This is a genomic window from uncultured Aquimarina sp., assembly GCF_947492965.1.
Classification (GTDB): Bacteria; Bacteroidota; Bacteroidia; order Flavobacteriales; family Flavobacteriaceae; genus Aquimarina.
Map to the genome: position 1 here is coordinate 670101 of NZ_CANLOZ010000003.1, position 25663 is coordinate 695763.

The window sequence follows — 25663 nt, forward strand, 5'->3', positions numbered from 1 at the left end:
ACATCGAGTGTTTTTTGTGTAGCGATAGCGGAACTAAAAATGTATCGAGATGTTGTTTAGTTTTTGTCTTTAAAAGATTCTCGATAGTTCTGCTGAGCTTGTCGAAGTACAATTTTCTACGTTTCACTTCGAAAAACCCCTCGAATTGACGGTTTTGGGATTATACAGGAATTTTGATCTCTGCTTTAAAGCCTTTGTCTTTTGCAGAATCAAACGTAATGTTTCCTTGTATGGCCTGAACACGTTTCTCGGTATTACGCAGTCCGTTTTTGGATTTGATATCCTCTTGTTCGATGCCGATACCATTATCAGAATATTTGATCAAAAGTTTGTTTTTTTCATTTTTGAACACAATGGCTACCAAATCCGCCTGACTATGCTTTTGCATATTGGTCATGAGTTCTTGTAATACTCGGTAGATGGTGATTTTTAGATTCTTATCTACCATATCCCAATTGATTTTATCAATACCTCTAAGAATCAATTTGCTATGATTCTCGGTATAATTGGTCAACATATCCGTAAGTTCTTCGGTGTAGGTTTCATCCACTTCGAACTCACTATTTTCTCTAGAAATATCTCTGGCTTTATTATAGGCAGTATTTAATTTTTTGGTAATCTGTGGATCATGTGGATCGTTCTGATATTGCATCATTACCTGAAAGATATCATTCCCTAATTCATCGTGTAAACGTTTGGAAATACGGGTTTCGGTTTCATAGGCTGCCTGAAATTCTACAATTTTATTCTGTTGTGCAAGATATCGGGTACGCTGACGCGAAAAGTAGATGATAAAAGCAATAAAAGTAACGAGTAGGAGCATCCCAAGCAGGTAGATGGTATTTTGATTTTGTACTTCATCAATTTTTTGTTTTCCCAATTTAATCTGTTCTTCTTTTTCTTCAGTTTCAAATTCGATAAGAGCAAATTTATTTCTAAAAATTCTCTCCTCTTTAATTAAACTATCATTTAGGTTGATGTATTTTCGTAAATAATGGATTTTGTCTTTCCCTTGAGATATTTCGGAAAGTAGTAAATAGGACTGTAATAATTCCTTATTAGTTTTAAGAATATGGGAAAGGGTTTCGGCATTTTTAGCATGTTTTAATGCTTGATCTTTATTATTTTTTGAATGATAGTATCTCGCTATGTGCAAATTATTTGTGGTTAGACCAATTTTATCTTGAATACTATCTCGAATATTATAAGCCTCGTTAAATTCATGAATTATATTAGTCTTTTCACCAGATAAAAATTTCGCATAGGCTAAATTATCTAATAGTAATGATTTTCTTTTCGGATTCTTATTAAGGAAATCTTTGTAAGTTAGAGCTTTATCGAAAAATTCGATAGCTTTGTCATATTTTTTTTGATTTTTATAAACTATACCAATGTTATTAAAAGCTAAAATTTCCCTTTCTGATTTATTTTTTAAACTTTGAGCATATTTGACTGATTTTAAGTGATATTCTATTGCTCTATTATATTCTTCGAGATTATTAGAAACTATTCCCAGATTACTGTAACATATTGTAAGGTAATTGTTAGCTTTTCCGTCAAGTTCAAATTTTTGAATTGCTTTCACCGTATTAGAAATACTTTTCACATAATCTTTTACTTGTCTTTGAATTATTGCGATTCCTAATAAAGTTCTTCCATGCTGATAAGGGTGTCTATCATTTAATAGGACATACATTCTTTCAGATCTTTTGTAGTTTACATAAGCACTATCTAGTTTATTCGTTTTCTCATAAAAAATGGCTAGCCTTATGTAATTAAAAGCTATTCCTGAAGAATCTTTAATTTCTTTTGAAAGCTTTAGAATTTGGTGAATTGATCTGAAGAAGCGAAGACTATCGTTTAAGTCAAGGTAAACTCTAGATATTTGGGTTAATTTTTTACGTTTTTTTAAATCATTTTTAGTTAAATCTAATATTTTGAAAGCACTATCTGCATTTTGTATTCTTTCGGATTTATCCTTTTTTGTATCTAAGGCGTTGGAAATATAGTTTTTAACTGATGCACTCTCTTTTTCATTATTTTTTTTTTGAGGTTTAGTTGTACAACTAATTATCATTAATAAAAATAATATATAAAAAAAAGCTGATGTTCTCATTTTTTATAAATAACTATCTTAATTGTAGAATGAAAGAAGGCTTTACGTATTTTAAAGCCTTCTTCAAGCAAAGATATTTATTTTAATTATCTCTTTCTTCATTTTCTGTATCCACTGTACCAGATTCCTCTTCCGTAAGTGAGACTTTACTCTCTACTTCTTCAACTCCGATTTCATCCTGGATGGTTGGAGGTTCGCAAGAAACAAGGTTAACACCTAGTAATATAGCTAATAATATAAATCTTAAAGTTTTCATGTTGTTAGTTGTTTTGTGATTGATATATTCCAATTGTTGGGGTACGCCCATAAGTGATAGCCCCAGCTAGTATGCGGATACATACATTTCACCTATGGGAAATGATCCTTTGTTTTCGGGAAAGTGATCCTCGTGCGGTCGCATTACCCTACTTTCCCCTTTTGGGTAGTAGCGAACTGCACTCGGATGGTACTTAGATGGCACTTGGAGAACACATTGATGATACTTCGATAACACTTTGACAATACTTCGGCAAGCTCAGTATGACATCTCAGTGTGATATCTCGGCGTAACATCTTGGTGTAGCATCTAGGTGCGACATCTTCGTATGTTCATTGGTAGTGTGGCTCGGCGTAACCATCGATTGTTACACCTTTAGTTACCAATGCTTTTTTTGGGTTTGTTAGAAAATTTTTACTGGATATACTCGATATTTTCGGTATTCTCATCTTTAGATAAGCAGCTGGTTGTTTGGTATGGTGCTTTAGAATTTACTTGCCTTCCTCGCCAGTAGGCGGGTCTTCGATACATCCGTCCTGGACGGGTACTTCAACTGATGTAAATTTTCGACCTTTAGATCGATGTTGCACCGTTCGCTAATCAGTACTTATAAAAAGCTTACGAAATTCCAACTATATGCGAAGTATAGCTGTCTGTTATGAACGCTTTGCGAAAGCTAGTGTTCATTAGATCTAGTGCTTTTTCCAGTATCTTGTTACTGTCTGCACTTGGCATTTTTGGTGGAGTAGTATTTACAACTGAAGTGTAAAATCCTATCCCAACGAAGCCAGCGAATGCATCGGTAAACAGATTATTTCTGATCTCCTGCTCCTTTTTTGATAATTGATTAAACTTCATTGTACTATATTTTTTACTCGATAATCGAGATTTAAACATTTTCAGGTTTCCCCTGATTTACTTATTAATTACTCGAAACACTATCATTGTGCCTCTTGTTTCATTATTTATAGTACAAATATCTGGTGCTAGTACGCATTCTTTTTGCGTAGTAAAAAGATAATTCATATTTTTCTTAAAATTTTTAACATGGCGTCGAATAAAAATGCTCTAATTCGTTATAAAACCATTGATCAGTGTCTTCGTAATAGCTTTAGAACATGGACGTTGGATGATCTGATCGAAGCCTGTTCTGATGCTTTGTACGAATACGAAGGAAAAGATGTATACGTAAGTAAAAGAACGGTTCAGTTGGATATACAGATGATGCGTAGTGATAAATTGGGGTATAATGCACCGATAGAAGTATATCAGCGCAAATATTATCGATATGCAGAGGAGGATTATAGTATTATGAATATTCCGGTTACCGATCATGATATTAAGATTATGAATGAGTCCATACAGATATTACGACAGTTTAAAGATTTCTCGCTTTTTAAAGAGATGAATGGTGTGTTAGAGCGATTGGAAGATTCTGTATATGCTACCCAAAAGAATAACAAACCTATTATTCACCTCGAAAAGAATGAGCAGCTAAAAGGATTACATCATATAGATATGCTTTACCACGCTATTTTGGATAAGAAAGTCCTGAAAATTGGTTACCGTTCTTTTAAAGCCAGACAACCTAGTGAAATCGAGATCCACCCACAGTTATTAAAAGAATTTAATAACCGATGGTTTTTACTGGCAGTTGGTCATAACAGAAGGTCACTTACTACCTTTGCTCTAGATCGCATCATTAGTATTGCTACTTCAGATACAGACATACCTTATGTAGACCATCATATCGATGGAGACGATTATTACAAAGATGTGATAGGCGTGACGGTTTCAGAAAATGTTCGACCAGAACTGATTAGCTTTCGCGTTGATCGCCGTAATGCTCCTTATGTGACTACAAAACCTTTTCATAGCTCTCAGAAAACAGTTGCACGAGATGATTATGGAGTGACCTTTAGCATCGAAGTGCAAATGAATTTTGAGCTGGAACGATTGATTCTCGGTTTTGGAGATAGTATCGAAGTACTACAACCAGAAAAACTACGTAATAGAATTCAGGAAAAATTAAAACGAGCGGTAAAAAAATATACTTAATGTATCCTTCATAGCTACGTTATTTATTTCCTAACATTAATAATTCGTGACAAACTACTTCGGTGATGTATCTTTTATTACCCTCATTGTCATCATAACTGCGAGAGGTTAGTTTACCCTCGATGGCTATTTCTTGTCCTTTGGTTACATATTTTTCGATAATATCAGCGGTTTTTCCCCAGGCAACGATATTATGCCATTGCGTATCCGTGATTTTGTCTCCAGCTTTGTTATAATAGTAGTCGTTGGTAGCGATAGAAAACTTGGCTAGTTTTCTTCCGGAATCTAAAGAGATAATTTCTGGTTCCTGTCCTAAATTTCCGATTAATTGTACTTTGTTTTTTAATGTATTCATGACATTGATTTTTATAATCTGCATAGCGCAAATAAATTAGATAATGATTATCGAGTTCTTATGTTTCGACAGGGCAAACATAGGAGTAGAAGCAAGTTACATACGGTTAGGAAGTGTTTATTTTCGGTTGTAAACGTTTGTAGTCGTTTGTGTCGAATAGTATTTTATGGAAGATTTATAGAATGCTAAAAAGGGACTTATGGATATAGTTTTTTGACCAATTGTCCAATGCTTAATCCTTGTACAAGAATAGAAAAGAAAACAACCACATAGGTAATATATAGGATTACTTCTGCAGATGGATTATCGGCTAAACTTAATGCTAATGCCAATGAAATACCACCTCGTAAACCACCCCAAGTTAATATGGTTACGGTCTTAATCGGATTTGTTTCTGTATGTTTTAATAAAGAGTAGGGAAGTAGTACCGAAATAAATCTTGAAAATAATACAATGAATATGGCTATGATTCCCAGTATTAGATTTCCAGTATCGAATTTTAATAAATGAATTGCTAGTCCGATAAGAACAAATAAAATACCATTAAAAATATCGTCTAATACTTCCCAGAGGTCATTCATTAGTTTTCTGGTAGGTCCTTTATTGGTAGCAACGTTTAATTTGTTACCGATGATCATTCCAGCAACTACCATTGCTAATGGTCCTGATACATGAATCAGCGATGCTAGTGAATATCCACCCATTACGATTGCCAAACTAATCATTACGGATAATTGTGGATTCTCTTCTACAGATTTTATACTATGGTATCCGATAAAACCTAAAACAATTCCATATACAATGCCGCCGATGGCTTCTTCCATAAATAATTTTCCAATTTCGGCGCCTACAGATCCTTCTAGATTTCCTTCCATACTTATAAGAATTAGTATTCCAGAGAATACAACCACTCCAATACCATCATTAAACAGCGATTCTCCTTCGATTTTAATTCCTAAACTTTTGGCAATATTGGCTTTTTTCAGAATGGCCATTACCGCAATCGGATCTGTAGGCGAGATAAGTGCACCAAACAGCAGTGCATGTAATAACGGTAATTCTATATGCAATAGTCTTGCTGCACCAAAGGTTAATCCGCCAACTAAAAAAGTAGAAATTAGAACTCCCAGTGTTGCAAACAGGATAACAGACCATTTTTCTTTGGTAAGTTCTTCGATATTTACGTGTAAAGCTCCAGCGAATAAAAGAAAACTAAGAATACCATCTAATAGTAAGGTTTTGAAATCAGAATTGGCAACAATATCACAAAAGAATTCATAAAAATCAGGAACAATACTTTTGCTAAGTGTAATGATGATCACGGTGCATAAACTCATGATCATTAAACCAATGGTGGCAGGCATTTTTAGCCATTTGTAATTGATAAAACTAAAAAACGCGGCTATAGAAAAAATAATACTGAAGGATTGTAGCATGATTCTAAAGGGCTAACATTTATTATTAAATTGATCTTGTCTAATTTTTACAGCCTTAAAAGAATATACTATGAGCGCTAGAAGTCCTAATAATGCGCTAATAATTCCTGAAATAGTAATATAAATGGCCGAATCGAAATTACCTTCTACACTTTTATAAATTCCAGAGACCAATGCTGCGATTACAAAACATGCTACAGCGATGTACATGAATACCATAGCACTGTTTAATAATTTAAGCTGTTTAAGCTTTCGTTGAATAAGTATTGGAGTACTTCCCTCCTGATCTATCATTCCTTTGATCTCTGATGAGAGATTTACCAAAAGATTGGAAGTAGATAAGATTAAAAGCCCTATGCCAGGAATGATGGTTGCAGGAATATACCAATGTTCCATAGTTATTAACTTTTGTACGCAGTTAGCGCTTCGTTTAAGAAATTGATACCTTGTTCTTTTTCAATTCCGGTAATTGGTAACACCGCTCCTTTAAATCCATTATTTTTCCAGGTTCCTATTGATAACTTTTTAAAATCAGAAGTATCTACACCATCATGTCCATGATATCCGCTGATGTAAAAATAATAATCATCTATCATCGTATCTGGTATTGCCATTCCCAGGCCAATTGATATTCCTGATGCGTTTATGCTAGGAACGAAGGCGCCAGTATCGAAATGGTGTGGCCAAATCCTAATTTCTGATTCTAAGTTATTCGTATTTAGAAATTCTTCTATAATAGTATTTGCTAAGATTCTTTGTTCTTTTAGTTTTTGTAAGTTGTCAGCATCTTCTAGTTTGAATATATAGTCATCAGTTATTTGATATGGGAGTTCATAATGAAGATCATAGATGTAAGATTTAGATAGTTTACTTTTTGATGCCATACTATTTATCCATTCCAAAACTTGGTTATGAGTTTTACCATCTAGCAGAAATATAGCAATGGATTCATTGTCATTCCATTCTAATCCAAAGGTTTGGTAATTAAGAGAAAGTGTGATTGATTTTTTATCCAAATTTCTAGTAATGAGACTTCTTTTTTCGATAGAAAATCCGAGATTGGTATGACTATCATCTTCTTTTTTATCTACAAATGAGATTCCGGCAGCTGCTAGATATTGGGCAGCTAAGTGCAATTGTACTGTCATGGTTTTATTTTTGATTTTGTGAAACACAGGTTTTATAAAACTCCTGCATAATTGATACCTGTTAACTGATGCATATCTCGATCAAAAGTTGATAAATCATTATGATTAAACTTAGAAATATCATCATATCCGCAAGCTCTTGCCACTACTTTGATGAGGTTATTAGTGGCTTCAAAATAATTACATAATTGTTTAGCAGAAGATTCTATAATCAACCTACTTCTCAGAGATTCTTTTTGCGTGGCAATACCAACAGGACAATTATTACTACCACAGGCTCTCATTCCTAAACATCCAATTGCTTGCAACGCAGCATTAGAAACCGCAATAGCATCTGCTCCTAACATCATGGCCTTAGCAAAATCTTCTGCGATTCGTAATCCACCAGTAATAATTAATGTTACATCAGTAGCGCCAACTTTGTCCAAATATTTTCTGGCTCTTGCCAAAGCAGGAATTGTAGGTACATTGATATTATCTCTTAAAATTGTTGGAGCAGAACCTGTTCCACCACCGCGACCATCTAAAATGATATAGTCTACACCTACATCTAATGCAAATTGAATATCTTTTTCTATATGACTTGCAGCAATCTTAAAACCAACAGGAATGCCTCCTGTTTTTTCTCTTACTTTTTCAGCAAAGTCTTTAAAGTCTTGTACTCCATGAAAATCAGGAAACGTAGCTGGAGAAATAGCAGTTTCTCCTTCTTGTAATCCTCGAACTTCGGCAATTTCCTTACTCACTTTATTTCCTGGAAGATGGCCACCAGTTCCGGTTTTAGCGCCTTGTCCACCTTTAAAGTGAAAGGCTTGTACTTTTTCTAGTTTATCCCATGAAAACCCAAATTGCGCAGAAGCAAGTTCATAAAAATATTTGGTGTTGCTTTCTTGTTCTTGGGGTAGCATACCACCTTCTCCTGAGCAAATACCAGTTCCTGCCATTTCTGCACCTCTGGATAATGAGATTTTAGCTTCTCTAGATAAAGCACCAAAGCTCATATCGCTTACAAATAATGGAATATCAATACTTAATGGTTTTTTTGCCTTTGGACCAATAATTACTTTAGTTGCTACATCTTCATGATCTAACAAAGGTCTGCTGGCCAATTGTGCTGGCAAGAATTGTATGTCACTCCATTTTGGAAGCGTATTTCGATCCACACCCATTGAGGAAGAAAACCCATGATGCCCTAGATTTTTTAATCCGTTTTTTGCTAGTTCTTTAATGTATCCTGTATAGGGTTCTGTGTCTTCAGGATGTGTATCTGCAAAAGCGCCTAAATACTCGTCTCTATTAAAGGGTTGCGGATGTTGAGTTAAATAACTATTTATTTCTACTTCATCTACATATAGCGTATCTCCTTCGATTTTGGTGCTAAATTTATGTAGTACTTCATTATTATTATATTCAGAAACACCAGTATCATATCTATAATCCCAACCATGTACACCGCAAATGAGATTATGCCCATCGATATGTCCATCTGCCATAAGAGCACCTCTATGCAAACATCTTCCATATAATACAGATATTTCTTCATCAAATTTAATAATTACAAGATCGAGTCCATTGACTAATGCATGTGAGGGTTGTTTGTTTTCTAAATCATTAATTTGTGCAATTGCTACTGGTTTTTTCATGGTTTGAGTAAATTATGTATGAATTGTGTGTGTTTCTTTTTGAAGTAAGGTAATAATCTGTGTATTATAATCGATACAATCTTCTTTTCTTAAGATACTTAAGGTGTTACTAACCGTTTGTCTAGAGGTATTTGTAAGGTTAGCAATATCCTTATGCGTTAGTAAATTTTTTGCAACTAGCGTTTCATTAATCTGTTCTCCAAATTCATTGATATAATCTACAATGAATTCTTTAATCCGTGTTTTACTATCTTTATATAATAGATCTTCTAATCTTCTTTCTAACTTTTTAATGCGTAGGCCGTAAACTTTTAGAACACCATTTTTTAGAGATGTATGTTTTTCCATAATAGTTTTCATTCTCGAAGATTCTATATAGCAAACAATGCAATCTTCTAATGCTATCGCTTGTTCTTTGATTTCTTCTGATTCTTCATAGAGTGCCAATTCCCCAAAGATGTTTCCTTTTTTTACGATATATTTTACCGTTTTGCTATTACTATCAATAATCTTAACAGTTCCTTTTTTTAAGAAAAATATACTTTTACGATCGTCTTTTAGAAGTTCTATAACAGATCCTTTATTAATGTTTTCCATTTCCAGAATCTCACACATACGCATCATAGTGATTCTTCCTAACTTGTTAAACAAGTTAAACCCTTCGAGAAACCAATATTTGGTGTAGGTATTCAATGTTTGTGTGAGTTTAGTTAGTACTGTTAAAAGTAATGAATTTTAGTAGCACTAAATCTTACTAAATTGTTAGAAGTTACTTCAGACGACAAGTAGTTGTTTTTCTTACTTTTTTAATAGGTGATTTTAAGGAGTTGAATTATTGTATTGAAAATGGAAGCTTAAAGTAAGTTCAACTAATCTTAGTTGGGTTGCAATTAGGGATATTGTTAATAGCTGATTACAATGGAATATCAATCACTTTCTTTTATATCTTGTGGTGATTGATCATTAGAATGAGCAGATTTTGAAGAAAATTTTTAACAAGGTTCTATGATATTTATCTATCATTTCTTTAGTAAAAAAACTATTTTTAGCTATAATTAATTTTGTTTTATACCGTGATGAGAACAAAACAGATAGCCAATCGATTTAGAGAAGTAGTATTAAATGGACGTTGGATTGCAAATACCAATTATAAAGATCAATTGTCTAAAATTGGTTGGAAACAAGCGAATAAAAAAGTAAGTGATTTAAATACCATTGGGTTACTAACATTTCATATCAATTATTATATAGAAGGTGTTCTAAATGTATTAAAAGGAGGAGACTTAGAAATTAGGGATAAGTATAGTTTTGATGCACCATCAATTACCTCAGAAGAAGATTGGCAAGCGTTACAACAGAGATTATATAATAATTCCGAAAGCTTTGCTGATTTGATTGAGCAAATGTCGGATGTGCAATTAGATGAAGTCTTTGTAGATGAAAAGTATGGGACTTATCAAAGAAATATTGATGCAATGATCGAACATGCCTATTATCACTTAGGACAAATAACATTAATTAATAAAATGATATCTAATGAATGATTCTCTTATAGCCATACTAAAAACCATCTTCGATCGAGATTTAACCAAACTTAAAGCAGAAATTAATGCTTATTCCAAAGAAGAGAACTTGTGGATAGAGACAAAAGCAATAAGTAATTCTGCAGGAAACCTTTGTTTACACCTGATTGGAAACCTGAATACGTATATTGGAGCAGAGTTTGGAAATACTGGATATATAAGACAACGTGATCTGGAGTTTTCCGCGAAAGATGTTCCCAGATCAGAAATGATTGCTAAAATTGATGAGGTACAAAAAATAGTGGATACAGCATTGGATACTATTACACCAGACGATCTTCAGAAAGAATATCCTAGAATACTAATGGATAAGAATCCTAGTACGCATCGATTTTTAATACATCTAACAACACATCTAACCTATCATTTAGGTCAAATAAATTATCACAGAAGACTACTAGACTCCTAAGGATTCTTCTTAGAATAAAATAAATATAGTATCTTCATAACAAATCCCCATTAGTTATGAAGTTTGTTTATTTTTTGATAATTCTTGTGTTCTGTATTGCATGCTCCAATAGTGATAATGATGCATCTCTTACTACAAATTCATTTTTATTTAAAGATGGATTCGAGACTCAAAATAATGATGTAGACGAACTTTTTGAATCGAATGGAAGTAGATGGACGAATATACAACAAACAAACCCATCAAATGAGATTTCTATTTCAACCACTACGTTTTCTGAAGGTCAAAATGCATTACGTTTGTTAGCGTTGCAATCTGATAATGTATTATCTAAAATGGACATAGAAAAAGAAGGATTTAAGGCTTTTGCAGATGATCTGGTTGTTATCGAAGCAGATTTTTACTTGAATTCCACAGCTAATATTGAAAACTTACTATTAATTGATCTAGAATGTTGCTCCTGTTGGGATCCAACGGTGGAGGATAATCAATGTCCTGGAGTCCGTTTGATGATGTCTGGAGGAAATGATTTTTTGTCCATCGAAAGAGGTAAAATCTCAGCGAGCAATTTGCAACAAACATCTCTACAATTTCCCAGAAATGAATGGGTAACCGTACGATGGGAATTAACATTAGCGGATGATGATGCTGGAATGAATAGCTTATCTATCAATGGGAATGAGGTAATCATGAGTAATGGGATGAATTTGCCTAATGCCACTATTTTTAGAGAATTGTTTGCTGAAAATGGAATTGATTTTACGTTACAAGAGCCTGTATTTTATGAAAGAGTCCAAGTAGGAGCCACTGCAAACCCTACTATGGAGGATATTGAATTGTTTGTGGATAATTTTTCGATCCGGATTAATTAATATATTCCAATACCAGAAAAATTTTGGAATGATACGACCTTATACATCCAATGACAAAAAGGAACTAGTTGAAGTTCTTATCTTAAATACTCCTAAATATTTTGATCGTAAGGAAATCCAGGATTTTAAAAAATATCTAGCGGTATACGAAAGCACCTATTTTACAATAACATCTGGGAATAAAATAATAGGAGGAGTAGGATGTAATTATCTTGAGAAAAGGAGAGTAGGAGAAATTACATGGATTTTTTTTCATCCAGAGTTTGCTGGTAAGGGTTTCGGAAATAAAGCTGTTACCCATTGTTTGTCCATTTTAAAGTCTAATAGTGAGATACAAAAAGTAACTGTTAGAACCTCTCAACTTGCATATGGTTTTTTTGAAAAATTTGGTTTTATTACCAAAAAGACAGCAAAAGATTATTGGGGTTTAGGGTTAGATTTATATGAGATGGAATTAGAAATATAACCTAGACTGCCGCATTGATTTTTTAAAAAATTAATTGTGTCTTCTTTTAATCTTAACTACCATTAATACTGTATATTTAGCCTGCGATATTCCAAAAGATTTTTGTAAGAATTCTATAGTGTTTTTGTTATGATAGAGAAGCTGTTAGAAGTTGAATTTTCTTTAAATCAACCAAAGGTAAAAAAAATAAATGGCTATGATAATATCAATTATATTGTCAAGACAAATACCAATATATCTATTTTTAAAACATATGCTTATGACAAAGAATTGTTAGCAATTCTTGAAGCAGAAAATGAAATTCTTTTGCATCTAAGTACAGCAAATGACAATGCTTTTCCTCAACCTATTGCTTTTGCAAATGAGGAGTATGTTAAAGTGATCGAGATCGGAGGAAATTTATCTATTTGTAGAATGTTGTCTTTTTTAGAAGGCAAATTCTTAGGAGATGTTGAGCCTACTAAAGAACTGTCTTATGATATTGGAGCTTTCGTGGCTGGTATGAATAAGAGGCTTCAAGGAATCGAAAGTTATGTTTTGAAATCCAGAACCTGGGAGTGGGATCTTCAATATTTTCCGTTAAATAAAAAGTATCTACAATATATTACAGATCCACATGATAGAAACATCGTACGCTATTTTTTCATGCAATATGAAGAAAATGTAGTTCCATTACTTCCTGAATTACGGAAGCAAATAATTCATAATGATGCGAATGAGTGGAATATTTTAACTGATAATAACAAAGTTTCTGGAATTATCGATTTTGGAGATATTGCATATTCTCAGTTGATCAATGAGTTGGCTATAGCAATCACGTATGGATGTTATGATAAAGAACGTCCGCTAGACTGGTCGTTAGACATCATTAAAGGATATCACGATGTTCTTCCTTTAGAGGAAAAAGAAATTGGCGTATTATACTATTTGGTAGCAGCCAGACTTTGTACAAGTGTTTGCAATTCTGCTTATGCTAAAAAAATGGATCCCGAGAACACATATGCTACTGTGAGCGAGAAATATGCTTGGAGTATGTTGCATAAATGGTTGCGAATTAATCCTATTCATGCAGAAAATGCTTTTAGAGAAGCAATTAGTTTACCTCTTGTAGAAATAAAAGCAGTAGATGAAGAAATAAAAAGAAGGTATCAATATATAAGTCCAGTGGTATCTCTAAGTTATAAGGATCCGATTTTCATGGATCGTTCGGCTTTTCAATATATGTATGATAAAGAAGGAAATACTTTTCTAGATGCCTACAATAATATTCCGCACGTTGGTCATTCTCATCCGCAAGTGGTAAAAGCTGGACAGAAGCAAATGGCAAAACTAAATACAAATACGAGATATTTGTATGATGTGTTACCTAATTACGCAGATAAGCTATTATCTAAGTTTCCTAAATCTCTGAATAAAGTTTTTTTTGTAAACTCGGGAAGTGCAGCCAGTGATCTTGCTATTCGCATGGCGCATGCGCATACCAGACATAAAAAGACTATGGTGATGGAACATGGGTATCATGGAAACACACAAATTTCTATTGATATTAGTGATTATAAGTTTAATAATCCAAAAGGTGATGGTCAAAAAGGGCATATTCTAAAAACACAACTCCCAGATACATATAGAGGAAAATACAAAGATAATGATGCTGGAAGATTGTATGCTGAAGAAGCCATAGAGCAAATTAAAGATTCTGAAGATCCGATAGGTGCTTTTATTTCAGAACCAGTTGTAGGTTGTGGTGGACAAGTACCTTTAGCCAAAGGATATTTGAAAAAAATATATCCTGAGATTCGAAAACAAGGAGGAGTTTGTATTAGTGATGAGGTCCAAACTGGATTTGGTAGATTGGGAGATTGCTTTTGGGGTTTTGAACAACAAGATGTGGTTCCGGATATTGTGATCGTTGGAAAACCTATTGCTAATGGACATCCAATGGGAGCGGTGATTACCACATCAGAAATTGCTGAATCTTTTGGTAAAGGAGTAGAGTTTTTTAGTTCTTTTGGAGGAAATCCAGTTTCCTGCGCTGTAGGAATGGCTGTTTTAGAAGTTATAGAAGAAGAACATCTTCAGGAAAATGCTAAGGAAGTAGGAGATTATTATAAATCACTTTTGATTGAGCTTCAGGATAGACATAAGTGTATAGGCGATGTTAGAGGATCTGGTCTTTTTCTAGGTATTGAAATAGTAAAAGAAGGAAATCAAGAAACGAATCGTGAGTTGGCACATCATATTAAAAATGCGCTTCGAAATAGATTTATATTAATTAGTACAGACGGTCCTGATGATAGTGTGTTAAAAACAAAACCTCCATTATGTTTCACAAAAGAAAATGCAAAAGAAGTAGTAGATGCTATCGATGAAATATTACAGGATTATTATCAGAAAATCTAAGAGTTAGTGGAGTATAAGAAAATACGTTTTGTAAAATTAGAGCTGCTTTTTGTTGTATTGGGTTTTGTATTCTTTTTAGGGTGCACAGAAGAGAAAAAGGGTCATATTACCGTAGCGGCAGCAGCCAATATGCAGTTTGCTATTAAAGAAATTTCGGATGCTTTTACCAAGCAAACAGGGATTCCTTGTGATCTGATTATTAGTTCTTCTGGTAAACTAACCGCACAGATCAAAGAAGGAGCTCCTTATGATATTTTTGTGTCTGCTAATATGAAATACCCTAATGATGTTTATAAAGAAGGATTTGCAGTAGCACCTCCAAAAATATACGGGTATGGTCAGTTGGTTTTATGGTCGTTACATCATGATATAGAACTTTCGATTGCGGGACTTTCTAATCCTAAGATTCAGAATATTGCTTTAGCAAATCCGAAGACTGCTCCTTATGGACAGGCAGCTGTAGAATTTTTAAAATCTAAGGGAGTGTATACACTCCTTGAGGATAAATTAGTGTATGGAGAAAGTATTGCTCAAACCAACCAGTTTATTACCTCTAAGGCTTCAGAAATTGGTTTTACAGCAAAATCTGTAGTAATGTCTCCTCAAATGAGAGAGCAAGGACATTGGAAAGAACTAGATAATAGTTTTTATACACCAATAGCACAAGGTGTTGTACTAATAAAACGAGAGAATAAGGAGCATATGAATAGCACAAAGTTTTATGATTTTCTTTTTTCTAAAGAAGCCAAGAAAATATTAGAAGATTTCGGATATTTACTCGATAATCGATATTTTAACGCACTGAAGTAGTTTATAAATAAACTAATGAATGTTTTTTCCGGACATATTTCTGATATAAAAGTAAGCAAAAGTTTATCGATAGTTTCCGTTAAGCTAGATGAGCATAATTTGCTTAAAACTATTTTGCTCGAAACTCCAGAAACAGCTTCTCATCTAAAAAAAGGAAATCAGATTACTGTTTTGTTTAAAGAAACAGAGGTTATCATTTCCACAGAAGAGAATACCTTGATCAGTATCGAAAATAAAATCAAAGCTACCATTAAAAATATTGAAAAAGGAGCGTTATTAAGTAAAGTGATATTAGAAAGTAGTATTGGAGAAATCGTAGCATTGATCACTTCTGAAATTCTTGACGAGCTTTCTCTAGAAAAAGATCAAAAAGTAGTTGCTATGATAAAGGTTAACGAAATTATGCTTTCCAGATGATTGATTGGGGACCTATCATATTAACAGCTAAACTTGCCTTGGTAACTACTGTGATTTTACTTATCGTGTCTGTTCCTTTGGCCTATTGGCTAGCATTTTCTAAATCAAGAATGAAACCTGTTATAGAAACTTTGGTAAGCATGCCATTAGTATTGCCTCCAACGGTTTTAGGGTTTTATTTGTTAATGGCATTTAGCCCTGGAAATAGTTTTGGAGCCTGGTTGCAAGAATGGTTTGGCTTACGATTGATATTCTCCTTTTCGGGATTAGTAATTGGATCAATGATTTATAGTTTACCATTTATGGTCAATCCTATCCAATCTGGATTATCGGGTTTACCATCTTCTCTATCAGAAGCCTCGTATATATTAGGAAAATCAAAATTGAAAACACTTTTTATTGTATTGTTACCCAATATAAAACCATCGTTACTTACAGGAATCGTTTTGGCTTTTGCGCATACCGTCGGCGAATTTGGCGTTGTTTTAATGATAGGAGGAAATATTCCTGAAAAAACAAAAGTAGTATCGATTGCTATTTATGATGAGGTAGAAGCATTAAACTATGCGCATGCCAATACATATTCTATGATTTTATTCTTAATTACGTTTATAGTACTATTGTCAGTATATATGATAAATGGTGGATATCTTAAAAAGTTCTGGAAATGATCAAAGCGACTATCCATAAAACTTTACGTTCGGCTGCTGGAAAAATGACTCTTGCCATCGAATTAGATGTTAAGAAAGGTCAGTTCGTAACATTGTATGGGCCTTCTGGTGCAGGAAAAACATCGACACTTAGAATCATCGCTGGGTTGCTATCTCCAGATAAAGGAAGTATTATGGTAAATGATAGTATTTGGTTTGATAAAGAGCGTAAAATTAATCGCATTCCTCAGCAGCGTAAGATAGGATATGTTTTTCAGGATTATGCGCTATTTCCTCATATGACAGTTCGTAAAAATTTGGAATTTGCATTAGATAAAAAACAAGATAAGGCAATTGTTGATGAGTTGATTAGCATTGTAGAATTAGAAGAATTACAAGATAGAAAACCAGAAACGTTATCTGGTGGTCAACAACAACGTGTAGCTTTAGCTCGTGCACTGGTCCAAAAACCAGAAGTTTTGTTGTTAGATGAACCACTCTCTGCATTAGATATAAGAATGCGTTCCAAGCTGCAAGATTATATTTTAAAAGTTCATGAAAAATACCATCTAACTACTATCTTGGTAAGTCATGATATTGGAGAAATTATCAAAATGTCGGATGTGGTATATAAGCTTCAAGATGGTGGTGTAGAAAAGGTTGGAAAACCAATGACCGTATTTGCAAGTAATCAGCTTAGTGGTAAGTTTCAGTTTGTCGGAGAGGTGATTGATATTACGAAAGAAGATGTTATCTATATAGTTACTGTTCTTATTGGGCAAAATGTAGTAAAAGTTGTAGCTCAGGAACAAGAAATTGTCAATTTAGCAATAGGAGATAAGGTTATTGTAGCTTCAAAAGCATTTAATCCTGTTTTACAAAAAATTGAAGTATGAAAATCGAAGTAGAGAAAGTAGCTTTGCCGGAGATTTCGTTGTTATCAGAGGAAGTTTATGAGTATTCTGATAGTTATAAAAGCAGGTTTTCGGATCCAAAAAACGAGATTGGTATTTTAGCGGTTACCAAAGCATTTTTTTCATTTTCTCCAAAATGGATAGGGAGCTTGTTCGCTTTGAGAAATAAAATAGTTTCAGTTTTTGGACTTAAAACTGGGAATGGCTTAGAACAAAAAGAAGAAGTGCTTCAAAATTTTAAAGGAGAAATTGGCGATCAGGTTGGTATTTTTAAAGTATTTGATAAGGCAGATAATGAGCTAATTTTAGGAGAAAACGATTCTCATTTAAATTTTAGAGTTTCTTTATTGTTAGTTCCTCAACCAGATCATACAAAAGACCTAACCATATCTACTGTGGTACATTTTAACAATTGGTTCGGGAAACTATATTTCTTCCCAGTGAAACCTTTTCATAAATTAATTGTTCCTGCAATGCTTAAAAGTACTATCAGGAATTTAAAAAAGCACTAGCTTTTGAACCTAAGAATCATATTGTTTCAGGTTTTATAAAATCAATTGTTCAGAATTGGTAACCGTATCTCCTTTATACACCAACTTCCATCCTAAGCTATTGGTAAGAATATAAATCTTTTGTAGTTCGCTTATCAGTCTGTTTTCGGCATTAGATTTTAGGGTAGAAGCTTCTACTTTTTCATTTAACTGACGAGTTACTTCCTGTTGTATTTTATTATGATCTTCTGGATTAAATTGATTAAAGAAATCTTCTTCCAGATCATGGTATTTTATCGTTGGATTGATGTTAATTTCAGCTTCGGGAATATGGGTAATTGTTACTGTTTTATTCGTTTTATCAATGGAGTGTTCTATTTTGCTAAGGTCATAAGAAACCGTAACTTCAGCGTTTACCACCACAATAGCTTTTTTTTCTGCAGTTAAAATATCCAAATAGTATTTTTTTGCGTCTTTATAGGTAATGACCTCAGAGAAATGTCCTTCGGTAACCACAAGTTTTCCTACGTTTTTTATCTGATCTAAAATTAAATCAGAAGATTGTATTTCGGTTTTTTGAGTTTTAGCCTGAATAATAAAATAGCTAATTCCCAAAGCAATAAATGCTGCAATACAAGCACCAAGTAAAAAATTACGCATACTTTTAAGAATCTGGTTCTGTATATAAAAGTACATAAAAAAATAGCCTCTCTATAAAAGAAAGGCTATGATATCTAAACGGATGAAATGCTTATTTTAATTCTGGAGGATATTTTTCTAATATCGCGGTTACAATTTGATTCATTTTTTCCTGTTTTCTTTCTACCCTTTCAGTAAGTGCTGCGGTACCCATACCTTGCCAGATAAGCTCTCTTTTAGAGGCATCGATAAGATCTATATATAAAGTTCCTTCAGTTGTTCTAGAAACGGTATTAAATCCATTGTTCCAAAACCAAGGATTCCATCCCCATCCATAACCCCATCCGAAGCCAAAATTATTTTGATAAATGTTTACGTTTTCTTTAGTTTTTGTAAAAATACTTACTAATACGTCTGGATTTTCTGATTTGGTAAATCCTTTAGCAGCCATATCCGCTTCAATGGCTCTTAGGATGCGTTTTTTGTCCAAGTCACTAATTTCAGCCTTATCTATTCCTGGCTTAAAAAAGGCGTAGCTTTTGTAACTATTAAAATTTGTTTGCCTATCATAATCAGAAGCTACTCTTACACTAGAGCAAGAGCTGAGTGTTATGATTAGGATCAGCGATAAAAGAGAGAAAGATTTCATAATCCTATGTTTTTAAAAAGTTCAACAATTTTTTGGTAAAAAATGCACAATAATCATACCATGAGTGACTTAAAATCTACTTTTTGGTATACTTATTTGTTTTTTTATCATAACCGTATGGGCAATGCCTACAGCCACTCTCACAACAGTACCCTCTTCGTAGATGATATTGTTCTGTAAAACATCGATACCCTTCAGGTGTAAGATAGTAATCACCTTCTTCGGGTTTTAGTATTCTTTTTGGGTTGCTCATCACTACAAAAATACTATCTTGCGGTTAGATGCCAATTTTAGTTAACAAATATTTGATAGGTCGTCATTTTGTGGGTATAGCACTTTGGCCTTTTATTGTGGTAAAAGATCCACGGTTAAAAGAGGATAAGGTGTTTATCAACCATGAAAGAATTCACTTAAAACAGCAGCTAGAGCTTTTGGTATTGCCTTTTTATATTGTTTATCTATTGGAGTACATTATTAGATTATTTCAGTATGGAAATTCTAGAGAAGCTTATCGAAATATCTCTTTTGAGCGTGAAGCTTACGAAATGGAAGGAGAACTTTCCTATTTAGAGCATCGAAAAATCTGGAGTTTTACAAAATATCTCTAATTGTGATATGGATTTCTTTTCTTCAGAAATTTCTACCGTAATCAACCAAAAAATAACACATCCCTTATTAGATGAAGCTGGGATAAAACTTGATATAAAGCGTGAAGACCAAATTCATGCATATGTTTCTGGGAATAAATTCAGAAAACTGAAATATAATCTTAGAGAAGCACAAGCAAATGGATACAAAACAATTCTTACTTTCGGAGGTGCTTATAGTAATCATATAGCAGCTACTGCTGCCGCAGGAAAATTAATGGGTTTTAAGACTATTGGAGTTATCAGAGGAGAAGAATTAGCAAATGATTTACCAAGAGTTTTGTCCGAGAATGACACCCTACAATTTGCTACGGATCATTGTATGCAATTAAAGTTTGTGAGCAGGGAAGACTACAGGGAAAAGACTTCAACTTCTTTTTTAAAAAAACTCACGAAAGAATTTGGCTCGTTTTATGTAGTACCCGAAGGAGGAACAAATGAATTAGCTGTCAAAGGTTGTGAAGAAATTCTTATATCCTCAGATGATCAATATGATTATCTCTGTTGTGCAGTTGGAACAGGAGGAACTATTGCTGGCATCATTAATAGAAGTAGTGATCATCAAAAGGTTATTGGTTTCCCAGCGCTAAAAGGAGATTTTTTAAATGCTGAGATAAATAAATATACTAATAAGGAGAATTGGAGCTTGAATACGGAATATCATTTTGGGGGTTATGGTAAAATAAATACTGTATTAATTGAGTTTATGAATAGGTTTAAAGAAGAACAGTATATCACCTTAGATCCTATATATACGGCCAAGATGATATACGGTATTTTTGATAAGATACAGAAAGGGGATTTTACAAAAAATACTCGTATTTTAGCCGTTCATACAGGAGGTCTGCAAGGTATTGCTGGGATGAATAAAAAACTGAGTAAAAAGAAAATCCCTCTTATTAGGATTTAATATGAATGTGAGGAAAATAATAATGTTGTGCTGTGTGACTGCACTCTTAATTTCTTGTGGAGGTAGTAAGAAAACAATAAGAACTACAACAAAAACTAAAACTGTTTCGTCTAGAAAAACGCAGGTTAGTAGAGAGGTAACATCGGTAGAAAAGCCAAAAGAAGTTGCTAAAAAACCTCTCGCTAAGGTTTCTTATAAAGAAAAAGTTCAGAATTATATTTTCGAATATGCTAGTATTGCTAAACATGAGATGCAGCAATATGGAATCCCTGCGAGTATTACACTAGCACAAGGTATTTTAGAATCCGGAGCTGGTTATGGAGAATTGACAAGTAAAGCCAAAAATCACTTCGGAATTAAATGTCATGATTGGACAGGTGATAGAGTATACCATGATGATGATCGCTCCCAAGAATGTTTTAGGAAGTACGAAAAAGCGAGTGAATCATTTAGAGATCATTCTTTATTTCTTAAAAATAGAAAGCGATATTCCAAGCTTTTTACCTATAAACAAAGTGATTATAAGTCTTGGGCTTACGGTTTAAGAGCTGCGGGATACGCCACGGATAAGAAATACCCTGTAAAACTAATTAGTATTATAGAACGCTATAAATTGTATGACTATGATGCTGAGGTGTTAGGGACTTCTTACGTAGCTGTAGAGCCTAAAAAAGTGGAGAAAAGGAAAGCTCCAAAGATCAAAAATGGTGAGTATATCGTGCAGAAAGGCGATACTCTTTATTCTATCTCCAGAAGATATAATCTAAAAGTAGCAGAACTAAAAGCTTACAATAATTTAAAAGATAACGCAATCGCCATTGGACAAGTACTTAAGATAGAAAAGCCAGAGGACGATGCTGACGAATTTTAACGTACTATGATTTATAAAAGAAGTAGTGCTCTGTTTAAAGAGGCTCAGAAAGTAATTCCTGGAGGAGTTAATTCTCCTGTTCGTGCATTTAAAGCAGTAGGAGGTGATCCAATCTTCGTGAAAGAAGCAAAAGGTGCTTATTTATATGATGAAGATGGAAATCGTTTAATCGATTACATCAATTCATGGGGGCCAATGATACTTGGTCATGCATATCCACCTGTGGTTGATGCAGTGGTTGAAAAAGCCAAAAAGGGAACTAGTTTTGGTATGCCTACAGAAATTGAAACTAAGATTGCCGAGCTAGCGGTATCTATGGTGCCTAATATTGATAAAATACGATTCGTAAATTCTGGTACAGAGGCTTGTATGAGTGCTGTACGATTGGCAAGAGGATTTACAAAAAAGGATAAAATCATCAAGTTTGCAGGATGTTATCATGGTCACAGTGATTCATTTTTGATTCAGGCTGGTAGTGGAGCTGTTACTTTTGGAAGTCCTAATAGTCCTGGTGTAACTGCAGGAACAGCAAAAGACACCTTGTTAGCAAGGTATAATGATCTAGAGAATGTAGAAGAAATTATCAATTCTAATAAGGATGAGATAGCCTGTATTATTATTGAACCTGTAGCTGGAAATATGGGGTGTATCCCTCCGGTAAAAGGTTTTTTAGAAGGTTTGAGGTCGCTATGTGATGCACATAATATACTGTTGATATTTGATGAGGTAATGACTGGTTTTAGATTAGCTAAAGGAGGTGTGCAGGAATTGCTAGGAGTAGATGCGGATATCGTAACTTTTGGAAAAGTTATCGGCGGAGGTTTGCCAGTAGGAGCATTCGCAGCAAGAGAAGAAATCATGAACCATCTTGCTCCTTTAGGTCCCGTATACCAGGCAGGAACTTTAAGTGGTAATCCTTTGGCAATGGCAGCGGGATTAGCAATGTTAACGGAATTAAATGAAAAATCTGAAGTGTTTGATAGTTTAACTAAGAAAACCGAATACTTACATGAAGGAATTGGAAAGGTTTTAATCGAGAAAAATATAATACATACTATTAATAGATTAGGTTCTATGATTTCTGTTCATTTTTCTGAAAAACCTGTGGTTGATTTCGAAAGTGCAGCAGCTGGAAATAATGATACTTTTAAGAAGTTTTTTCATGGGATGCTAGATCAAGGGATCTATATCGCCCCAAGTGCATTTGAAACTTGGTTCATTACAGACGCACTTAGCTATGAAGATTTAGATGAAACCATAAACGCTGCAAGGATAACGGCAGAAAGTTTATAAATTATAAAAAAGCCAATCTCTAAAAGATTGGCTTTTTTGATATCATAATTTTAGAATCTAAATTCTTTGATTACGATTATTTTATTGGATCTAATATCAACGAAATTCTTTCTATTGCATCCTGCAAATGATAACGTGTCATTCTATCAGATGTTCGTCCAACTGCATTTCTAATGTCTCTCTGCAAGTTTTTTAATTCTGCACGAACAATAGGTCTGATATCACTTTGCGAAACATCCACATTGGTTCGTCTCACGAAACGTCTAAAATTAGCAGGTATTGGTGTTTGTTCTTTTGTCATCAAAAACTCTAAACGCTCTATATAAGCTCTTTGCAAGTTACGACGATAAACATCTATTTTTGATCCGCTTCTTAGTTCACTCCATAAACCAGCTCTTAATTCGGTCATTAGATCAATTAAAGTATATGCATTTGAATTTAATGCTTCATTTTCAATTAATCTGGCCATTCTTCCATAATCCAAAAGATTATTCAGAGTTCTGGTCTGAAAGTTTCTGATACGTTCTACACTTCCTGCAGATTCTATTTTGTTAAAGATATTGGTGTCTAATAACCAATTTGGCGTGCTAAACAATTCTTCTTGTAAAAATTTCATAGCACGTTTTTGATTCTCTTTAGTAACATGAGTATACACAGCACCTTCTTGATCGTATGTTTTAAAATACTCATATACACCTCCGATATTAGAAGAAACATGTCCCATATATCTATTAAACTGTCCAAGTACCTGACCATACATTGTCTCTAGATCATTATAGTTTTTACCATCCTCAGCAGTCCATTCTATTAGATTAGGAATAATTCTTTTTAGATTAGCAATTCCATAAGTACTGGCATTTACAGCATCATCTCCAAGATCTTCTGTTTGTGAGCTTGGATCTATAACACCAAATTGTTGTCTTCCAAAACGATATTTAGGATCATTCTGATGTGCTAATATCCAGCTGTCTAAAGTCTTCTTTTCTTCCTCTTCTGTTGTATCCAGAATAGGTCGATATCCCCATCTAATAGCATGTTTGTCATAAATTCCAATTTCTGGCATTAGCGCTACATCACCATCTCCAGGTTGCGCGATGTAATTAAAACGTGCATAATCCATAATAGAAGGAGCTGTACCATATTTTTTCGTAAACGCAGGATCACGAAGCGATTCTACAGGATAGGCAACACTACTACCCATATTATGAGGTAATCCTAATGTATGTCCTACTTCGTGAGCAGATACGAATCGTATTAATCTACCCATGATTTCGTCTTTAAAAGCTACTCCTCTTGCTTCGGGATTAATGGCTGCAGTTTGTACAAAAAACCAGTTACGAAGCAATGTCATCACATTATGATACCAATTAATATCACTTTCTAGAATTTCTCCTGATCTTGGATCACTAACATGAGGTCCGTTTGCATTTGGAATAGGAGATGCGAGGTAACGTACTACAGAATATCTTACATCCTCAGGACTCCAATCCGGATCTTCTTCTTTAGAAGGTGGATCTTTAGCGATAATCGCTTCTTTAAAACCAGCTTCTTCAAAAGCTACCTGCCAATCTTCAATACCTTGTTTTATATACTTCCTCCATTTTTTAGGCGTAGCACGATCAATATAATAGACAATTTGTTTTTTAGGAACTACTAGTTCGCCTCTTTTGAACTTTTCAATATCTTCTTCTTTTACTTCTAATCTCCATCTATCTAGATATCTAATAGTCTTACTTTCTTGCGCTTCTAATCCGTAATCTGTTTGTCCTCTTGCAAACCATCCAACACGTTGATCGAAAATTCTTCTTTTCATTGGTGTTTCTGGTAATAGGATCATGGAATTACTCATTTCTAATGAGATGGTTCCAGTGCTAGCGTTTGATGGTGGATCTCCAGCCATGTATGTTTTTACGTGTCTGGTTTCGATATTAAGAGGGTAACTTCTTATAGAGTCTATATAGGAAAGACTCTGGTCTAACCTTGTTATCTTATATCTTTTTCTTCTTGATGCAGGAAAACCAATCGCTTTTACATCCTTCGTAAACATATCTGTTACATCGATCACTGTAGCATTATTTACAGAATCCTTATGGAATGCTTTGATAGGAAATGAAAATAAGATAGGCTCAAAGTTGGAATTTTCTACTGCTTCATGAATAGGTAAAGAATCCGCAGCATATATTTGGTGTGATACTACACGCAGTAATACTTTTTTGTTTTTTCTTTGCCATCTAAGGACCTGCGTATTTTGTTTTCCTCCACCAAAACCGATACCGGTTGCAGTTTTAGCAATTCTGGTTACCATTAACATTTCTCTATTAAATAGAGAATCTGGTATTTCGTAAAAATATTTGTCTTCAATATTGTGAACAGTAAAAAGTCCAGGATCACTTTTTGCCTTTTTTGTAATAACCTCTTTATAAGGTTTAATAGCATTTTTATCTTTTCCCGGTTTTTTAGCAGCTGTTGCTGCTGGTTTCTTTGTTTTTTTACTTTGTAAAGATGAGCAACTGGATAGTGTAATGGTACACGCCAGCAGCAAATAAAGCGTATTTTTGAGCATGTGTAATTTTTTTTATCGGCCGAAGATAAAGAAATAACAATGCGTTGTAAGTGAAAAGAACGTTAAA

The 25663-nt window shown here is 33.8% G+C and carries 28 protein-coding genes; 15 read left to right on the forward strand and 13 right to left on the reverse strand.

What is annotated here, in order from left to right; genetic code table 11:
* Window positions 1–160 precede the first annotated feature (160 nt).
* The 3 genes from Q1B37_RS10950 to Q1B37_RS10960 form a co-directional block, all read right to left on the reverse strand.
* Window positions 161–2116: a tetratricopeptide repeat-containing sensor histidine kinase gene (locus tag Q1B37_RS10950; RefSeq protein WP_299898609.1), complete on the reverse strand. Its 1956-nt coding sequence runs from the start codon at window positions 2114–2116 to the stop codon at window positions 161–163.
* Between the two features lie 82 nt (window positions 2117–2198).
* Complete coding sequence (locus Q1B37_RS10955) at window positions 2199–2372, reverse strand: hypothetical protein (protein WP_299898611.1); 174 nt, start codon at window positions 2370–2372, stop codon at window positions 2199–2201.
* Between the two features lie 618 nt (window positions 2373–2990).
* Window positions 2991–3230: a hypothetical protein gene (locus Q1B37_RS10960; protein ID WP_299610570.1), complete on the reverse strand. Its 240-nt coding sequence runs from the start codon at window positions 3228–3230 to the stop codon at window positions 2991–2993.
* A gap of 189 nt (window positions 3231–3419) precedes the next feature.
* Between Q1B37_RS10960 and Q1B37_RS10965 the strand changes: the two genes are divergently transcribed.
* Window positions 3420–4430: a WYL domain-containing protein gene (locus tag Q1B37_RS10965; RefSeq protein ID WP_299898613.1), complete on the forward strand. Its 1011-nt coding sequence runs from the start codon at window positions 3420–3422 to the stop codon at window positions 4428–4430.
* A 19-nt stretch (window positions 4431–4449) separates the two neighbouring features.
* Here Q1B37_RS10965 and Q1B37_RS10970 read toward each other — a convergent pair whose 3' ends face one another.
* From Q1B37_RS10970 to Q1B37_RS10995, 6 genes are all read right to left on the reverse strand, one after another.
* Window positions 4450–4785 (reverse strand): single-stranded DNA-binding protein, encoded by a 336-nt coding sequence (locus Q1B37_RS10970; RefSeq protein WP_299610574.1) that lies wholly within the window; start codon window positions 4783–4785, stop codon window positions 4450–4452.
* A gap of 197 nt (window positions 4786–4982) precedes the next feature.
* Window positions 4983–6221, reverse strand: a complete 1239-nt coding sequence (locus Q1B37_RS10975) for a sodium:proton antiporter (protein WP_299898615.1) — start codon at window positions 6219–6221, stop codon at window positions 4983–4985.
* A 12-nt stretch (window positions 6222–6233) separates the two neighbouring features.
* Window positions 6234–6617: a DUF2721 domain-containing protein gene (locus tag Q1B37_RS10980; protein WP_299610578.1), complete on the reverse strand. Its 384-nt coding sequence runs from the start codon at window positions 6615–6617 to the stop codon at window positions 6234–6236.
* 5 nt (window positions 6618–6622) lie between these two features.
* On the reverse strand, window positions 6623–7369 hold the full coding sequence (locus Q1B37_RS10985) for a hypothetical protein (protein ID WP_299898617.1): 747 nt from the start codon (window positions 7367–7369) through the stop codon (window positions 6623–6625).
* Window positions 7370–7401: 32 nt separating this feature from the next.
* Window positions 7402–9012 carry a glutamate synthase-related protein gene (locus Q1B37_RS10990; protein ID WP_299898618.1) on the reverse strand — a complete coding sequence of 537 codons (1611 nt, stop codon included), beginning with the start codon at window positions 9010–9012 and terminating at the stop codon, window positions 7402–7404.
* A gap of 12 nt (window positions 9013–9024) precedes the next feature.
* A complete protein-coding gene (locus Q1B37_RS10995) occupies window positions 9025–9705 on the reverse strand; it encodes a Crp/Fnr family transcriptional regulator (protein ID WP_299898620.1) in 681 nt (226 codons plus the stop codon).
* 383 nt (window positions 9706–10088) lie between these two features.
* Between Q1B37_RS10995 and Q1B37_RS11000 the strand changes: the two genes are divergently transcribed.
* The 10 genes from Q1B37_RS11000 to Q1B37_RS11045 all read left to right on the forward strand — a co-directional run bounded on the left by Q1B37_RS11000 (window position 10089) and on the right by Q1B37_RS11045 (window position 18045).
* Window positions 10089–10556, forward strand: a complete 468-nt coding sequence (locus Q1B37_RS11000; RefSeq protein WP_299898622.1) for a DinB family protein — start codon at window positions 10089–10091, stop codon at window positions 10554–10556.
* Window positions 10549–11004, forward strand: coding sequence for a DUF1572 family protein (locus tag Q1B37_RS11005; RefSeq protein ID WP_299898624.1), 456 nt, complete (start codon window positions 10549–10551; stop codon window positions 11002–11004). The genes Q1B37_RS11000 and Q1B37_RS11005 overlap by 8 nt, the downstream gene beginning before the upstream one ends.
* Before the next feature lie 56 nt (window positions 11005–11060).
* A complete protein-coding gene (locus Q1B37_RS11010; protein WP_299898626.1) occupies window positions 11061–11876 on the forward strand; it encodes a hypothetical protein in 816 nt (271 codons plus the stop codon).
* Between the two features lie 28 nt (window positions 11877–11904).
* On the forward strand, window positions 11905–12342 hold the full coding sequence (locus Q1B37_RS11015; protein WP_299898627.1) for a GNAT family N-acetyltransferase: 438 nt from the start codon (window positions 11905–11907) through the stop codon (window positions 12340–12342).
* Between the two features lie 129 nt (window positions 12343–12471).
* Window positions 12472–14742 (forward strand): aminotransferase class III-fold pyridoxal phosphate-dependent enzyme, encoded by a 2271-nt coding sequence (locus Q1B37_RS11020; protein ID WP_299898628.1) that lies wholly within the window; start codon window positions 12472–12474, stop codon window positions 14740–14742.
* 6 nt (window positions 14743–14748) lie between these two features.
* Entirely contained in the window at window positions 14749–15552 is an 804-nt protein-coding gene (modA, locus tag Q1B37_RS11025) for a molybdate ABC transporter substrate-binding protein (protein WP_299898629.1), read from the forward strand.
* A gap of 15 nt (window positions 15553–15567) precedes the next feature.
* Window positions 15568–15969, forward strand: a complete 402-nt coding sequence (locus tag Q1B37_RS11030) for a TOBE domain-containing protein (protein ID WP_299610601.1) — start codon at window positions 15568–15570, stop codon at window positions 15967–15969.
* Window positions 15969–16640: a molybdate ABC transporter permease subunit gene (gene modB, locus Q1B37_RS11035; RefSeq protein ID WP_299898712.1), complete on the forward strand. Its 672-nt coding sequence runs from the start codon at window positions 15969–15971 to the stop codon at window positions 16638–16640. Before Q1B37_RS11030 ends, modB begins: the two co-directional genes overlap by 1 nt.
* Window positions 16637–17515 (forward strand): ATP-binding cassette domain-containing protein, encoded by an 879-nt coding sequence (locus Q1B37_RS11040; RefSeq protein WP_299898631.1) that lies wholly within the window; start codon window positions 16637–16639, stop codon window positions 17513–17515. The genes modB and Q1B37_RS11040 overlap by 4 nt, the downstream gene beginning before the upstream one ends.
* Entirely contained in the window at window positions 17512–18045 is a 534-nt protein-coding gene (locus Q1B37_RS11045; RefSeq protein ID WP_299898633.1) for a DUF2867 domain-containing protein, read from the forward strand. Before Q1B37_RS11040 ends, Q1B37_RS11045 begins: the two co-directional genes overlap by 4 nt.
* A gap of 33 nt (window positions 18046–18078) precedes the next feature.
* On the opposite strand, the gene Q1B37_RS11050 is transcribed toward Q1B37_RS11045, so the two are convergent.
* The 3 genes from Q1B37_RS11050 to Q1B37_RS11060 form a co-directional block, all read right to left on the reverse strand.
* A complete protein-coding gene (locus tag Q1B37_RS11050; RefSeq protein WP_299610607.1) occupies window positions 18079–18684 on the reverse strand; it encodes a DUF4230 domain-containing protein in 606 nt (201 codons plus the stop codon).
* Window positions 18685–18775: 91 nt separating this feature from the next.
* Entirely contained in the window at window positions 18776–19312 is a 537-nt protein-coding gene (locus tag Q1B37_RS11055; protein ID WP_299610610.1) for a DUF4136 domain-containing protein, read from the reverse strand.
* Window positions 19313–19388: 76 nt separating this feature from the next.
* Window positions 19389–19565, reverse strand: a complete 177-nt coding sequence (locus Q1B37_RS11060; protein WP_299610612.1) for a DUF5522 domain-containing protein — start codon at window positions 19563–19565, stop codon at window positions 19389–19391.
* Between the two features lie 28 nt (window positions 19566–19593).
* Here Q1B37_RS11060 and Q1B37_RS11065 point away from each other — a divergent pair, with 28 nt between their 5' ends.
* From Q1B37_RS11065 to hemL, 4 genes are read left to right on the forward strand one after another with little or no spacing between them, the layout of a single operon-like run.
* The gene (locus Q1B37_RS11065) at window positions 19594–19920 is read left to right on the forward strand and encodes a hypothetical protein (protein ID WP_299610615.1); all 327 of its coding nucleotides are present in this window, start codon (window positions 19594–19596) and stop codon (window positions 19918–19920) included.
* A 7-nt stretch (window positions 19921–19927) separates the two neighbouring features.
* The gene (locus Q1B37_RS11070; RefSeq protein WP_299898635.1) at window positions 19928–20869 is read left to right on the forward strand and encodes a 1-aminocyclopropane-1-carboxylate deaminase/D-cysteine desulfhydrase; all 942 of its coding nucleotides are present in this window, start codon (window positions 19928–19930) and stop codon (window positions 20867–20869) included.
* A 34-nt stretch (window positions 20870–20903) separates the two neighbouring features.
* Complete coding sequence (locus Q1B37_RS11075) at window positions 20904–21740, forward strand: glucosaminidase domain-containing protein (protein ID WP_299898636.1); 837 nt, start codon at window positions 20904–20906, stop codon at window positions 21738–21740.
* A gap of 6 nt (window positions 21741–21746) precedes the next feature.
* Window positions 21747–23033 carry a glutamate-1-semialdehyde 2,1-aminomutase gene (gene hemL, locus Q1B37_RS11080; protein WP_299898638.1) on the forward strand — a complete coding sequence of 429 codons (1287 nt, stop codon included), beginning with the start codon at window positions 21747–21749 and terminating at the stop codon, window positions 23031–23033.
* 76 nt (window positions 23034–23109) lie between these two features.
* Here the strand turns inward: hemL and Q1B37_RS11085 are convergent, their stop codons facing one another.
* Entirely contained in the window at window positions 23110–25596 is a 2487-nt protein-coding gene (locus tag Q1B37_RS11085) for a zinc-dependent metalloprotease (protein ID WP_299898640.1), read from the reverse strand.
* Window positions 25597–25663 lie beyond the last annotated feature (67 nt).